The sequence below is a fragment of the Micromonospora sp. NPDC051300 genome (assembly GCF_044455315.1).
In the GTDB taxonomy this organism is placed as follows: domain Bacteria; phylum Actinomycetota; class Actinomycetes; order Mycobacteriales; family Micromonosporaceae; genus Micromonospora; species Micromonospora robiginosa.
This window is the reverse complement of record NZ_JBITEP010000011.1, coordinates 1-12,571: the sequence shown is the minus strand read 5'-3', so window position 1 is coordinate 12,571 and position 12,571 is coordinate 1. Positions and strand designations below refer to the sequence as shown.

The following is a 12,571-nucleotide window of genomic DNA, read 5'->3' as shown; positions in this document are numbered from 1 at the left end:
GTGCTCGGGAGCCGTTGGACCGGGTCCGGCGTTGCTGGGACATGTGGTTGTTCCGTGGACGCCTAGGCTCATCGTCATTTCTGAGGTGGCCAGCCCGCATCGGGCCCTCGGGGTCGTTGGCGCATCCGCCCGCCCGGGCGTCGACGCGCTTTCTTCGAGCATCCGCGCGGGGCCGATCATTGGCGATTACGCTGGCGGCGTGGGGGGACAGCCGCGGGTTCGTGTGCAGGGGGACCTCTATCATCCGGTGGTGCCACCCGGTGCCGTGTATGTGGGGCGGCAAGGGTTCGGGTTGCGGCGTTCTCCCTGGGCCAATCCGTTCAGCCGGCGAAAGCACGACCGAGCGGAGGCGTTACGCCTCTATCGGCAGTGGCTTGTGGGGCAGCCGGCCCTCGTGGACCGGGCGCGTCGAGAGCTCACGGGGAAGCAGTTGGCGTGCTGGTGCCGCGCCGAGGATCCGTGCCATGCCGACGTGCTGGCCGACGTCATCGGCTGAGGTGCAATCGGTATCGCGCGGAGGGTCGTCTTGGTGCATAGACACCGCCGATGCTGAAGGACTGCGGTCTTGCCGCTTGGTTGCCTACGTAGAAGGCGACGTCGCGGTCGGCGGCGCAGAGCTGGGTAAGGAACTTGTCTCTCAGCTGCTCCTCGGCCTCCGCGTCGGTGAGCTTGCTCAGGCGACGTTGTAGGGCGACGAACTCCCAATCCCAGAGTGTCTGCTGGTGACCATGGCAATGACGGTCCGCGCAGCGGTAGCGGTAGGCGCCGGTGAAGCGCGGTGCTTGAAGCGGGCTGCGCTTGGCCGGTTCCAGTAGGTCGAGCTGGTTGAGGTAGCCAGTGATCTTCCTGCGATCCTCCGCCGACCAGCCGGGGTGTCGCTTGACCTGAAGCGCCGAGATGTCGGCCGCGCGAATGAGCGCGATCGATCGTGCGCTCGGGTCGTCGCGGGCCTGTTTGTTGAGCCGGCACATGGAGTCTTCGACGAGTGGATCGAGGAGGTTCCGACGCGACTGCCGATTAGCGATATGCCGCTCGGTGGTGATGGTGTCCACGATCGGCTTCCAGCTCTCGCGCCGCTGGTCTTGCCTGGCTGGGAGTGCCTCGACATGGATGATGTCGTACTTGTGGAACTTGCCGTCGTCGTCGAGGTGTCGGTAGTGGATTGGGTAGAGGCGAATCCAGCCCGTCCACGGTGGGTCCATGCCCAGTGCCCCAACGCAGACAGTCTCCCCGTACTGCGCGGAAGGGTTGGGTGCCGCTTTCACTGTGATCAGGAGGCGGAGTTTCGTTGGTCGCGCCAGGACTGGTTTCGGTCTCGGCTCTTCGTCGGTGCTCGGTCCCCACAACGGAAGCTGTTCCAAACGGAACCACCCACATCGCTAAATGCAGCTGCACGGACACGTCCAGTTACATAGACAGTCTCACATTGGGGGGATCTGGCGCTAGCCGGCCGGGGCGAGGGGCGGCTGCACAGCCGAACGCTGGCGCGGAGGGTTCTCCTGAATTCGTCACTTTCAGTAACCACTGTCTCAGTGTGTGCGCTTCATCGCCGAGCCGGGAAGGCGCGCGTCAGGCATTTCTGGCGATCGGTACCGCGGGTGCGGTGCTCTCCGTGAAGATCAACTTTTGGTGGCCCGGTTTGACCGCTTCGCTCTCTTCGTCCTCGGCTCTTCGGCTGATTCACTGAACAGTGATCTCCAAAATCGGCCCCAAAACCACGGTTTGGGTATGTGGGTGCTCGCACGGCCCGCCGACGCCTGGCCCAACGGCCCACGGCGGGCGCTGTCTCCGGCCACGGCGGTCCCTAACTTCCGATCTCCCGGTCAGAGCATCGACCACTCTCTGTTGCAGCTGTGGGAAACAGGATGTCGGACCGCCGGGGCTCGGAGGGATCATCAGGGAATGGGCGACCAGGATGCCGCGCGGCGGTTGTCCCCGCGGCGGTGGCGGATCCTGTCGTACCTGGCGCAGCACGGTTCCGCGTCGACGCTGGACGTGGCGCTTGTTTGTGCGGTGTCGCGGCTGACGGCCCACCGGGACCTGGTGTGGCTGCACGAGGCGGGACTGGTGCGCCGCGAGCGCTCGCCGGAGGACCGGACCCACACCTGGTGGTACGAGGTCACGGCCGAGGGGACGGAGGTGCTCCGCCGCGCCCTGACGGCGTCGGGGCGGCCGGTTCCGCTGCGGTTGGGTCAGCGGCCCTCCGGCAGGGCGGATGCCCTACTGTTTCTGCCGTTGATCGAGGTGTCGCGGCGCAACCCGGGGCGGTGCGAGCTGTTCCAGTGGCTGGCGACGATGGAGACCTCGTCGTGGTTGCGCCAGCACGACCTGGCGCAGTTGCGGGCCGACGGCTACGGCGTCTGGCTGCAGGACGGGCGGTGCCTGCGGTTCCTGGTCCACGTAGACCGTGGCCCGATCGGCGTATTCGCCGAGCACGAGCGGGCGACGTCAGGTCTGGGTGCACTGCTGGTCGACTACCGGCGTGCGGACCGGCTGGTGCCGGTCGGGGCGGTTCTGGTGATCGCTCAGGACGCCGAGCGAGAGGAACGACTGCAGGCCGACCTGTTTCGTGGGCCGCTGCCGAACGTTGTCGCCACGACCACACGGCAGCTGTTGTATCGCCACTGGCCGGACGAGCAGGTGTGGCAGGTGCCGGGCGAAGGCGGCAGGCGTTGCCTCGTCGAGGTCGGATACTGACCGCACCCCTTCACGATGCCTTGGCCGCCGCCAGCCCTCTGGTCCTGACGAGGTCAGCGGCGTGGTGCTGGAGTCAGCGGCGTCCTGCTGCCCTGCTAGCCCTACGCTGGCGGCATGAGGGAACCAGCGCGGACCGGACCTGGTAGGTGCTGATGAACCGGCATGCAGAGGCACCTGCCGAGGCGATCCCTGACGCGATCCGGGCTGACGTGGAGACGCTGTGGCGCTACCACGACATGCGTCACGAGTTGCGCCCGTGCGACGTGGGGATCGGATTGGGCAGTCATGACCTCGGAGTGGCTGTCATCGCAACGCGCTTGTTTCACGAGGGCCTGTTCCCAAGGATCGTGTTCACCGGCGCGAACGCCCCGACGACCGTCGAGCGTTTTCCGCGTGGAGAAGCAGTGCACTACCGCGAGTATGCCGTAGAGCAGGGCGTACCCGGGGAAGCGATTCTCGTGGAGCCGCGTGCCACGAACACCGCCCAGAACCTGGAGTACTCGCGTCAGCTCCTGACCGAATACCGGATCCCGGTGAAGTCGGTGCTGATCATGTCGCGGCCCTACCAACAGCGGCGGGCCTACGCCACCTGCAAGCTGATGTGGCCGGAGGTCGATGTGGTGTGCGCGTCGAATCCCTTGGAACTGGACGACTACGTGAACAGCATCGGCGACCCGCGGCGGGTCGTGGACATGCTGGTCGGCGACACGCAGCGGATCGAGGTGTACGCGCAGCGCGGGTTCGCTATCCCACAGGAGATGCCGGACGAGGTGCGGGCGGCCTTCGAGCGCCTGGTGGCGGCCGGCTACACGAGCCGGCTGATCTGAGCCCAGTCACCAGCGTGGCCCGCCCGACCGGACGCCCATCCGGTCGCTGAGTTCGACGGCCAGTCGAGGTGGTCGGGGGCGGGTGAGGATGTCCCGGACAAGGTCGCGGGAGAGCCGGTGGTAGCGCACCTGGTCGGGGCCGATGACCTCGGCGTCCAGAAGCGCGGCGAGCGCGTCGTCGATGCGGTTCCACCGGGCAAGGGCTCGGGCGGTTTCGATGGCGTGCCGAACCTGCCGCTCGACGGGCACGGTGCTGGTGTCGAGTGGGGCGCCGATGGCGATGGCGCGTTGCACGTCGCCGAGTTCCATCGCCACAGTCGTCTTGTGGATCGACACGTTGGTTGGCCCGAACGCGGTCCATACGTGGTTGCCGTCGGCACCGAGCCGCTGCGCGGCGGCATCGGCCTCGGCTATGTGGGTGTCGGCCGAGGCGCGGTCGTCGTCTCGGGCGGCGGCCAGCGCGCAGACGAGGTGCAGGCTCCCGTAGACCGACAGCAGCTGCGGAGTCGGCTTGACGAGCCGTGGTTCCAGGAACTGCGCCGCCGTAGCGGCGAGGCCCCGGGCTTGGGCGTACTCACCGATGGATGCCAGCGAGTGCGCGGCGGAGCGGCTGAGTGAGCCGATGACGACGTCATCGTGGCTGGCATTGGCGGCGGCCAGACCTCGACTGGCGGCGGTCCACGCGAGGTCACCTTCGCCGAGCTTGGTGAGGAACAACGCGGCGAGCTGGTGGGCGTAGGCGGTCATCGCGTGCGCGCGCTGGCCGTCGTGTGCGTCGTACGCCTCGGTGGCGGTGAGGCAGTCGTGGATGAGGTATGGCAGCCGGCGGGCGAGGGTGCCGTACCGGGAGTGCTGGTAGGCGGTCCATATCGCGGCGACGTCGTTCTCGATCTCGCGCAGGGCAGGTGCCTCGACGTCCCCGGAGCTGGCAAGCGCCGGCGCGAGGTGACGATAGTCGTGAAGCGCGGCCCGCAAAGCCGGGATCGTCTCGCGCCCTGAGTCGTCCGACCACTCGAACAGGCTCGGTGCACCGATCAGGTCGCCGAGGGACACGTCGAGGGCCTTGGCGATGGCGCGGATGACCGACAACCGGTCCAGGTCGGCCCGGTTCGTCTCGACCTTGCGTAACCACTCCTGCGTCTTGCCGACCAGACCGGCCAGCACCTCCTGGGAGAGCCCTCGCCGACGCCGGTAGAAGGCGACGCGCTGGCCGATCGTCATGTCGTCCGTCATCCCTCGCACACCATCACCCTGCCCGCTGAAGGCCGCCGGACCCGGTACGGATTTTCCCGGTCCTCCCGACGGACCGCCCCTACGTTCAGTTCACCCCGGATCACCGGCGTGTGTCGATGCCGGTGTCGGGATGACTGACAGGGAGCTGCAGATGGAGGGATCGATGAGCGGCGAACCCCACCACGGCTTGGGCCGCTGGCTCGGCCCATCCGAGAGCGAACTGTCTCGGCGTTCTCCCCGCCTGCGTACCGCCATGAGGGCTGCGTGGGTGGGTGATCGGCGGTCTGCTCCCAGCCGCCGTGATGCGGCGGCGGGCTCGCCATTCCCCCGGCGAGCCCGCCGCTCATCGTCCCTGGCGGGGGTGGCGGCATGACGGTGTACGTCTCGCTTAACGCCATATCCGGCCAGTCCCGGCGCCCCGAGCCCGGGTGGACGTCCAAGCAGGGGCGGGTGTGGCCCGCTGACCCGCCGCTGCTCACCTTCGTGTGGCGTCGGCTGTTCGAGCAGCAAGCCCGCGAAGGCGGTCGCCGGTGACCGGGCCGCAGCGCCGTCTCGCGGCGAACCGGCTCGCGCCGGCCGAGGTGGAACATCTGCCGATGCCCCGCTGTGGCGGTGCCGCCGATGCGGGCAGCCGTGGCCCTGCGGAGCAGCGAAGCTCGCGCTCCTGGCCGAGTACCGGGACGCTCCGGTGAGCCTGTTTCTCTACCTGGCCAGCTGCCTGCACGACGCGATCGACGACCTGCACCGGCTCAACTCGAGCGTCACGGGCAGCGCCGCCGACATGTTCGACCGGTTCCTCGGCTGGCCTGCCCGCCACACCCACGCCTACCGCGTCAGCACCACCACGGCCGCCAGCATCGAGGAGGCCCCCTCGTGAACGGCATCGGCCTCATCAACGCCACTGGCCAGCCGGCGGTCGCCGGCAGCTTCCACACCCTGGTCGTGCAGCCGACGAGCTTCTGCAACCTTGACTGCGCCTACTGCTACCTGCCCGACCGACGATCCCTCCGCCTCATGAGCGGCGCGGTCGCGCAGGCCTGTGCCGAGTCGATCGCGCAGCAGCACAGCGGTCATCCGGTGAGTGTCGTGTGGCACGGGGGCGAGCCCACCGCCACACCCATCGGGGTGTTCCGGGATCTGCTGGCCCCGTTCGAGGAGCTGCGGCGCGCGGGGATGGTGCGTCACGAGATCCAGACGAACGCGACGCTGATCAACCGCCAGTGGTGCGAGCTGTTCGCCGCTTACGGGTTCGAGGTCGGGGCCAGCATCGACGGACCGGGCGCGTTGAACCGTAACCGCCTCGACCGGGCCGGCAACCCGACGGACGCCCGGACCCTGCGTGGCATGCAGACCCTGGCCGACGCAGGGCTGAGGTACTCGGTGATCTGTGTGGTCACCCTGAAAACCATCGACCACGCGGAAGCCCTCGTCGACTTCTTCACCGGCCTTCCCGGCTGCGAGTCGGTGGGCTTCAACATCGAAGAGCAGGAGGGCGCTGACCGGGCACCGGTGTCGGAGGAGGCCGCGTACTGGTTCTGGCAGCACCTCATCGCGCGTCGTGTCGGCGGCAGCCCGCTGCGGATCCGCGATGTGGACCGGCTGGCCGACTATCTCGCCGCCACCCGCGCCGGGCGCGTAAACCACGCGCCGTACGAGCCGATCCCGACCGTCTCCTGGGATGGGCAGGTGGTGCTGCTGTCACCGGAGCTGCTCGGCATCACCGAGCCGCGATACGGCGACTTCATTGCCGGCAACGTCCTCCATCAGCCGATCACCGCCATGCTCGCCCGTGCCGGCGACTTGGACTACGTCGCCGAGTTCGTCACGGCCCTCAACGACTGCGCCGACCACTGCGCCTTCTACGACTTCTGCCGTGGCGCCCAGGCCGGCAACCGCTACTTCGAGCACGCGACGTTCACTGCCCGAGAGACCACCTACTGCCGGACCACGCGACAGGCCCTCGTCCGCGCCGCGGCGGATCACCTCACCCCTCAAGGAGGAGCACCATGACCAACGCCCTAGCGACCCTCGTCAACGCCGCACCTGAGCAACTCGCCCGCCTCGGCGTCGACCCGCAGCGGTCGGTACCGTCGATCGACGCGGCGAAGTTCGACAACCGCCCCACCTGGGCCAACAAGGGTAAGTTCGACAGCCGACCCGGCTGGGACAACTGGAACAAGAAGAAGTAGCCCACGCCACCGGGACGCGCTGGGTGGCGTGCCCACCCCGCGCCCACACAGGTTGAGGACACATGCGCACCACCACGATCGGCGACCTGAAGATCCTGCTGCCGGACCTCGAACCGGACGACCTCGACACCACGACGGACCTGGGCGGCGGCCTCACCGAGGCCCTCGTCGAGGGCGCAGCGTGGCACGGCTCGCATCTTGAGGACGTCAGCATCCGCAGCAGCATGATCACCGGCGTGGACCTGAGCGAAAGCACCTGGGAAGCCGGCAGCCTCTACGGCTGCGAGATCACCCGCACCGACTTCTCCGGAGCGACCCTGACCGGCATCACCATCGAACGGTGCGCGATCACCGGCTCCCGGTTCACCGGCACCAGACTCACGGACGTGCGCCTGAAGGATGTCCTGTTCGACGGCTGCCGCTTCGACTACGCCATCCTTCAGCGTGTCACCGCTGCCGGCTCGGTTGCGTTCACCGACTGCACTCTCACCAACGGCGCGTGGTCTTCCTGCCGCATACCTCGCATCGCCCTGCGGTCATGTGACCTCACCGGACTGGAATTGGACTCCTGCCACCTCGACGGCACCGACCTCCGGGGCAGCCGGCTCCACGGTCTCAAGACGCCGCTGGACGACCTGCGCGGCGTCACCCTCGGCGAGGACCAACTTCCTGACCTCACCCAGTTGACCGTCGCCGCCCTCGGCCTCACCGTGCGCAACGAGTGAAGCCGAGGAGGCATCGTGCTCGCTGAACCCACTGGCAGCCCGGACACGATCCTCGTCTGCATCCGGGGCAACTCCGGCTCGGGCAAGAGCAGCATCGCCCGCGAGCTACGACGCCGACACGGCCGGGGCTGCGCCCTGGTCGAGCAGGACTACCTGCGCCGCATCCTGCTGCGCGAACGGGACCTGCCCGGCGGTATCGCGCCTGCGCTGATCGCGCAGACCGTTCGGTTTGCGCTGGACCACGGCTACCACGTCGTGCTGGACGGCATCATGCACACCAGCCGCTACCGCAGCACGCTGACCGCCCTGCGGAACGATCACCGCGGCCGGTCGCTGTTCTGCTACCTCGACGTCTCCCTTGCCGAGACCCTGCGCCGGCACCTCACCCGCCCGCAGGCCAGCGAGTTCACCGCCGAGCACATGAGCGGCTGGTACGCCGCCCATAACGTCCTGGGCTGGCCCGACGAACTCGTCCTACCCGAGACCACCGGACTGAACGAGGCCGTCAAGACCATCGCCGCTGCCGCCGGGCTACCCCAGACCGGACGCGACGACGACCTACTTCCGAACGTACCGTCCCCGTAGAGCAGACCGGACGGGTTGCCACCCCCGCATCCAGCTCGCCCTACCGCACGTGCACGAGCCAGCTCTCGATGGCAGTGAAGTCGCGCTCGGCCAGTCCGCGACGGGGATCGACCCGATGCAGCAGGGCCGGGCCGGGGTGATGAGTCGATACCCACTGTTGATCGGCGTGAGAGATCTCGTCGTCGACCCAGACGAAGGGGCGTCCCTGCGCCCACTCGACCAGCCCGCGGGTCTTCCAGTGCAGGACGCCCACCTCGTCGGAGTCGGGCCAGTCCACGACGGGCAGGGACGGTAGCCCGAGCAGCGGCGCGAGCACATCGTTCGCGTCGCTCATCCAGGTCGTCGCCCACACCAGATCGCACGGCAGGGCCTCCAGTCGGCGGCCGTGTTCCGGATCGACCTTGTGCAGCAAGGGATGGGCGTCGGCCGATGGGACCGGTGTCTCGGTGTGGCCGTGCTGCATCCCCTGCTGACCCGCCGTGGGTGTGCCGAGCGGGATGAGGGTGCCGTCCACGTCGAGGAACAGCAACGGACGTGTCGCAGGGGCGGACATGACCGAGAGGCTAGCCCCCGCCCCGCCAACGGCTACCTCCACGCGCTTGCCCCAAGGCCATTCGTCGCGCCGGTGCTCCTGGCGGTCGGCACTCACGCGCCGCTGACGGCGACCAGGGCCGGTGCCGGATGCATCCCACCGGGCCCTTTCCGCTTCGGCGGCGCTGTCGTGCCCGGACCAGGCCACCAGCACCACATCCCACATCCTCAACCAAGGAGTTCACGTGCTTCCGTCCACACCTTCACCTACTGCCGCAGGCATTGGCAGTGATGAGTTCCGGCTTGATCCCCGTTCGGGGGTCGGGCTTGGCGTCAGCGTTGACGTCAGTCTTCAGCCGGACCCCCGAACCGACCCCCTGTTTCCTCTCACACCGCAGGTCAGCCCGGCTGTCAGCGCCGTCGGCTTGTCCTGCGACAGACCCTGCCTGGTCTCGGGTCTCTCCCCCTGGGGCTGGCATCCCGTACCCGGGAAGGAGGTGGTAGCCGGTGGATGATCCGGTCCTTCGGGTCCAGTCCCAGCTGACCGGCCGTGACCGCGTGCTGCTGGGCTGGTTGTACGACCACGGCGTGTTGACGTCGTTCCAGCTCGCGAACGCCTTGTTCCCGTCGTTGGACTTCTGTCAGCGGCGGCTGCGGACCCTGTACCGGTTGCGGTTGGTGGCCCGGTTCCGGCCGCAGCGGGCCGACGGCGGCTCGTACCCGTACCACTACGTCATCGACCAGCTCGGTGCCGAGGTCGTCGCGGCCAGCCGGGACGAACGCCCACTGCGGCGGGACCACGCCCGGGTGGAGCGGCGGCGCTGGACCTCAACCCGCAGCCTCACCCACCGCCTCGGGGTGAACGGGTTCTTCACCGACCTGGCCGGGCACGCCCGCACACATCCGGGCACCGGCCTCGTGGAGTGGCTGCCGGAGGCGGTGTGCCAGCGCGCCGGTACGTTCACCAGCCGGAAGGATCCGGGGCTGGTGCGGGCGTATCAGCCCCGGGTCCGCCCGGACGGCTACGGCCGGTGGGTCGAGAACGGTGTCGAGGTGCCGTTCTTCGTCGAGTACGACACCGGCACCGAGCAGCTGTCGATCCTCGCCAGCAAGGTGGACGGCTATCAGGAGCTGTTCGGCACGATCGAGCGGGCGTGGCCGGTGCTGTTCTGGCTGCACTCGGCCGCCCGCGAGCGCAACCTACGCCGCGTGCTGGCCGACGTGCCGCTGCCGGTGCCGGTCGCCACCGGGGTCCGCGACCACGCCGCGACGACGGGCCTCGGCCCGGCAGAGGCGGTGTGGGCCATGGCCGGCAGCGAAGGGCAGCGGCTGCGCCTGGCCGACCTGGCCGGGTACGCCGTTGACGTCTCCAGCCGGCCGGGTGAGGCCGCGTGATCGGCGACGGCACGACGGCCGTGGACGGTACCTCCGCTGCGGATCGGACAGCACCGGTCTGTGCCTGTCACGGATCTGTCGTCAGCAGCGCGGTCGGCGCTGACAGATTCGTGGGAGCACCAGTCGTTTGCTCCCGCAGCGGCGGACCACTCCTCGGTCCGGCGTCCGCGTCGGGCGGTCCGCGACCGGTATCCGGTCCCCGTCCCGACTGTTGTCCGAAGCCGGGTCCGTCCGCCATCCGGTCCCGCCTCCTGCGACTGACGGACGGACCGGAACCCCTGTCCGGGTCGGGGAGGTGATGGGCCACGAAAGCATCGATCCCTGACCCGGACACCAGTCCGCGCGGCAGTCGCGTCGAGGGCGTCGTCCAGGTCGTCATCATGCTGGCCATCGGCGGCGCAGCGGGGGCGGCCAGCTTCACCCACGTCCACAACGTGGCCGCCGCGCACGGCCAACCCGGCTGGCTGGCCTGGGCCGACGCGATCGTCCTGGAGCTGATGTCCATCGCCTCCGGCCTGGAACTGCGCCGCCGCAAACGCGCCCACACCTCCACCGTCTTCCCGGCCACCGTGCTGGCCTGCGCCGTCACGCTGTCCCTGGCAGCGCAGGTCGTCGAGGCCGAACCCTCGGTCATCGGCTGGGTCGCCGCCGCCGTACCCGCGCTCGGATTCCTCGTCATGGTCAAGATCGCCCTCGGACGGACCAGCACCGCCACGCCCGCCCCTGCCATGGCGGTTGTGGACTGCCAGCCGGATGAGGCCGGACGGACCGCTCCGGACAGCGGACAGGACGAGACGGTACGGTCCGCCGTCACGACGGGGGAGCCATCCAGCACCGGGACCGTCCGCCCATCGGATGGGCGTCGTCGACATGGCGGACGGGACCGGCAGCGACGAGCAGACCGGGGACGGTCCGCGCAGCCGTCCGGCGACGTTGCCGAGCTGCTGCCGGCTGCGCGAAATGTTCGGGACCGGCTCGCCGCGGACGGGCAGGCGCTGACCCGGGCTGCACTCGCCGAAGCCCTCCGCGCAACAGGTCACACCGTGTCCAACACCCGAGTATCCGAACTCCTCAAGACCCTCAAAACCGAGCCGCCGACCGCACCGTAACGACCGTCGACCCGGTCGAGCCGACCAACCCGACGCCACCGCCTCTGTCACCGGAGCGGCGCAACGGTGGCCGAGCAGCCACCCCTGGGCCGGTCGACCCCGACGGGGCTACCCCGCTCCCACCGCACAGCCATCCATCTCATAACCAGGAGAAGCCTGATCATGAACAGCCCAACGAAACCCGCTGACCAGACAACCCGCACGACGACCGACAACACCACCGCGCCCAGCGTCAGGCAGGTGTGGACGATCGAGCACATCCGTGCCCTCGGCGTGACCACCACCCTCGCCACCACCGCATCGGTGCTCGGGATCAGCCGATCCCAGGCGTACCGGCTCGCGGCCACCGACCAGTTCCCCGTACCGCTGATCCGGGCCGGCAGCCGCATCATCGTCCCGGTTGCCGGCCTTCTTCAGCTCCTGCTGGTCGGGGACGCCGCTTCGACCGACGACCACCGACGACTTGATGCCGACGCGAAGGTGAGCGTGGATGCGGTGACCCCGCCACCAGCGGATTCCACCCGGTACCGCTGGCGGCACCATACGAAGCATCCAGGAGACGATGAGTGAAAGGATCCACCTTCAAACGCTGCGGCTGCCGCGACAGCGTCACGGGCCGGCGACTGGGACGCTCCTGTCCCCAGCTTCGCCGGCCCGGCGGCGGCTGGTCCCGCACCCACGGCCACTGGCACTGGCAGATCGAAGTACCCGCCCGCGCCGACGGCACCCGCCGCCCGCTCCGCCACGGCCCCTACACCACCCAGGCCGACGCCGACGCCGTTCTGGACCGCATCCGGGCCGCGCTCGCCGTCCCCGACCCCACCGACCCGCACACCACCGTCAAGACCGGCGACCTGATCGAGGCCGCCGTCAAGACCGGCGCGCCCGTTCCCACCCCGGACCAGGTCCAGCGGGCGCTGCACCTGGACATCACCCCGACCGAGCTGCCCACGATGCAGGCGTACCTGACCGACTGGCTTGCCGGGCGCAAGAACATCAAGAAGGGGACTCTGCGCTCCTATGAAGGGCACATACGCCTGTACCTCATCCCGCACCTCGGCCACCTGCGCATCGACCGGCTTCGGCCCGGACACATCGACGCCATGTACGACGCCATCGCCGAACGCAACACCACCATCGCCACCCTGCGCGCCAGCCGCGACCCCGCCAAGCGCGACCAGGTCAGGGTCTGCTGCACCGATAGGTGACATCTGAGATGGCTTGCCCCGCGGGCAGGCTGGAAGGATGTCGCTGTGCCCAAGCCCTACCCCCGAGAGTTC

General features: G+C 69.0%; 14 protein-coding genes and 2 pseudogenes. 13 read left to right on the top strand and 3 right to left on the bottom strand.

Going from position 1 to position 12,571, the window contains the following annotated elements; all coding sequences use genetic code 11:
- Positions 1-43: 43 nt before the first annotated feature.
- Positions 44-496 (top strand): DUF4326 domain-containing protein, encoded by a 453-nt coding sequence (locus ACIA5A_RS14490; RefSeq protein WP_396761765.1) that lies wholly within the window; start codon positions 44-46, stop codon positions 494-496.
- On the opposite strand, the gene ACIA5A_RS14485 is transcribed toward ACIA5A_RS14490, so the two are convergent.
- Positions 486-1,202, bottom strand: coding sequence for a hypothetical protein (locus ACIA5A_RS14485; protein WP_396761257.1), 717 nt, complete (start codon positions 1,200-1,202; stop codon positions 486-488). The genes ACIA5A_RS14490 and ACIA5A_RS14485 overlap by 11 nt on opposite strands.
- 700 nt (positions 1,203-1,902) lie before the next feature.
- Here ACIA5A_RS14485 and ACIA5A_RS14480 point away from each other — a divergent pair.
- Positions 1,903-2,697 carry a DeoR family transcriptional regulator gene (locus ACIA5A_RS14480; protein ID WP_396761254.1) on the top strand — a complete coding sequence of 265 codons (795 nt, stop codon included), beginning with the start codon at positions 1,903-1,905 and terminating at the stop codon, positions 2,695-2,697.
- A gap of 146 nt (positions 2,698-2,843) precedes the next feature.
- The gene (locus tag ACIA5A_RS14475) at positions 2,844-3,524 is read left to right on the top strand and encodes a YdcF family protein (RefSeq protein ID WP_396761251.1); all 681 of its coding nucleotides are present in this window, start codon (positions 2,844-2,846) and stop codon (positions 3,522-3,524) included.
- 6 nt (positions 3,525-3,530) lie between these two features.
- Here the strand turns inward: ACIA5A_RS14475 and ACIA5A_RS14470 are convergent, their stop codons facing one another.
- Positions 3,531-4,757, bottom strand: a complete 1,227-nt coding sequence (locus tag ACIA5A_RS14470) for a helix-turn-helix domain-containing protein (RefSeq protein WP_396761249.1) — start codon at positions 4,755-4,757, stop codon at positions 3,531-3,533.
- Between the two features lie 369 nt (positions 4,758-5,126).
- On the opposite strand from ACIA5A_RS14470, the gene amcA (ACIA5A_RS14465) reads away from it, so the two are divergent.
- The 6 genes and pseudogenes from amcA (ACIA5A_RS14465) (at position 5,127) to ACIA5A_RS14440 (ending at position 8,256) form a co-directional block, all read left to right on the top strand.
- Positions 5,127-5,291, top strand: coding sequence for a multiple cyclophane-containing RiPP AmcA (gene amcA / locus ACIA5A_RS14465; RefSeq protein WP_396761246.1), 165 nt, complete (start codon positions 5,127-5,129; stop codon positions 5,289-5,291).
- Positions 5,288-5,634, top strand: a pseudogene (locus ACIA5A_RS14460) (hypothetical protein). The gene amcA (ACIA5A_RS14465) and the pseudogene ACIA5A_RS14460 overlap by 4 nt, the downstream one beginning before the upstream one ends.
- Complete coding sequence (gene amcB, locus ACIA5A_RS14455) at positions 5,631-6,767, top strand: cyclophane-forming radical SAM peptide maturase AmcB (protein WP_396761243.1); 1,137 nt, start codon at positions 5,631-5,633, stop codon at positions 6,765-6,767. The pseudogene ACIA5A_RS14460 and the gene amcB overlap by 4 nt, the downstream one beginning before the upstream one ends.
- A complete protein-coding gene (gene amcA, locus ACIA5A_RS14450; RefSeq protein WP_396761241.1) occupies positions 6,764-6,946 on the top strand; it encodes a multiple cyclophane-containing RiPP AmcA in 183 nt (60 codons plus the stop codon). Before amcB ends, amcA (ACIA5A_RS14450) begins: the two co-directional genes overlap by 4 nt.
- 62 nt (positions 6,947-7,008) lie before the next feature.
- Positions 7,009-7,671 (top strand): pentapeptide repeat-containing protein, encoded by a 663-nt coding sequence (locus tag ACIA5A_RS14445; protein ID WP_396761238.1) that lies wholly within the window; start codon positions 7,009-7,011, stop codon positions 7,669-7,671.
- Positions 7,672-7,686: 15 nt separating this feature from the next.
- Entirely contained in the window at positions 7,687-8,256 is a 570-nt protein-coding gene (locus ACIA5A_RS14440; protein WP_396761235.1) for a kinase, read from the top strand.
- Between the two features lie 40 nt (positions 8,257-8,296).
- Here ACIA5A_RS14440 and ACIA5A_RS14435 read toward each other — a convergent pair whose 3' ends face one another.
- Positions 8,297-8,809, bottom strand: coding sequence for an HAD domain-containing protein (locus tag ACIA5A_RS14435; protein ID WP_396761232.1), 513 nt, complete (start codon positions 8,807-8,809; stop codon positions 8,297-8,299).
- A gap of 485 nt (positions 8,810-9,294) precedes the next feature.
- On the opposite strand from ACIA5A_RS14435, the gene ACIA5A_RS14430 reads away from it, so the two are divergent.
- The 4 genes and pseudogenes from ACIA5A_RS14430 to ACIA5A_RS14415 all read left to right on the top strand — a co-directional run.
- Positions 9,295-10,182, top strand: a complete 888-nt coding sequence (locus tag ACIA5A_RS14430; protein ID WP_396761229.1) for a replication-relaxation family protein — start codon at positions 9,295-9,297, stop codon at positions 10,180-10,182.
- 380 nt (positions 10,183-10,562) lie between these two features.
- Positions 10,563-11,291, top strand: coding sequence for a DUF2637 domain-containing protein (locus ACIA5A_RS14425; protein WP_396761226.1), 729 nt, complete (start codon positions 10,563-10,565; stop codon positions 11,289-11,291).
- Between the two features lie 162 nt (positions 11,292-11,453).
- Positions 11,454-11,861, top strand: a complete 408-nt coding sequence (locus tag ACIA5A_RS14420; protein ID WP_396761223.1) for a helix-turn-helix transcriptional regulator — start codon at positions 11,454-11,456, stop codon at positions 11,859-11,861.
- Positions 11,858-12,478: pseudogene (locus tag ACIA5A_RS14415) on the top strand (site-specific integrase); the annotation flags it as partial. The gene ACIA5A_RS14420 and the pseudogene ACIA5A_RS14415, both read left to right, overlap by 4 nt.
- Between the last annotated feature and the right edge of the window lie 93 nt (positions 12,479-12,571).

Coding starts and splice junctions, on each gene's coding strand:
- ACIA5A_RS14425 (WP_396761226.1), top strand. CDS start 10,563: ATGCTGGCCATCGGCGGCGCAGCGGGGGCGGCCAGCTTCACCCACGTC.
- ACIA5A_RS14445 (WP_396761238.1), top strand. CDS start 7,009: ATGCGCACCACCACGATCGGCGACCTGAAGATCCTGCTGCCGGACCTC.
- ACIA5A_RS14420 (WP_396761223.1), top strand. CDS start 11,454: ATGAACAGCCCAACGAAACCCGCTGACCAGACAACCCGCACGACGACC.
- ACIA5A_RS14480 (WP_396761254.1), top strand. CDS start 1,903: ATGGGCGACCAGGATGCCGCGCGGCGGTTGTCCCCGCGGCGGTGGCGG.
- amcA (WP_396761246.1), top strand. CDS start 5,127: ATGACGGTGTACGTCTCGCTTAACGCCATATCCGGCCAGTCCCGGCGC.
- ACIA5A_RS14435 (WP_396761232.1), bottom strand. CDS start 8,809: ATGTCCGCCCCTGCGACACGTCCGTTGCTGTTCCTCGACGTGGACGGC.
- ACIA5A_RS14470 (WP_396761249.1), bottom strand. CDS start 4,757: ATGACGGACGACATGACGATCGGCCAGCGCGTCGCCTTCTACCGGCGT.
- ACIA5A_RS14485 (WP_396761257.1), bottom strand. CDS start 1,202: ATGGACCCACCGTGGACGGGCTGGATTCGCCTCTACCCAATCCACTAC.
- amcA (WP_396761241.1), top strand. CDS start 6,764: ATGACCAACGCCCTAGCGACCCTCGTCAACGCCGCACCTGAGCAACTC.